Raw genomic sequence first — 244 nt, forward strand, 5'->3', positions numbered from 1 at the left:
GACGATTTCTGAAGGTGGCTACATTACTGGTTCAAGTAACAATTTAGATTTGGACTGGGTACAGCTTATTTTAAGTCCGTATTCTTGGGCAGTAGTATTTTTATCAGTTGTGTCAGTGCTTTTTACACTTCATGCAAAAATTACTAAACAAGATAAAAAAATTAATCACCTTGTCGCACGTTATCTCAATCCTGTTTGGGAAGTTACTAATGTATTTTTTGTATTCTTTTTCGTAGGAATGGTG

Annotated in this window: 1 protein-coding gene; it reads left to right on the plus strand. The window is 34.0% G+C overall.

Annotation, left to right across the window (positions count from 1 at the left end):
- The coding region (locus tag P8629_RS12535) for a hypothetical protein (protein WP_278166422.1) at nucleotides 1–244 on the plus strand (244 nt) is incomplete at both ends.

The sequence above is a fragment of the Hydrogenovibrio sp. 3SP14C1 genome (assembly GCF_029625905.1).
In the GTDB taxonomy this organism is placed as follows: Bacteria; Pseudomonadota; Gammaproteobacteria; order Thiomicrospirales; family Thiomicrospiraceae; genus Hydrogenovibrio.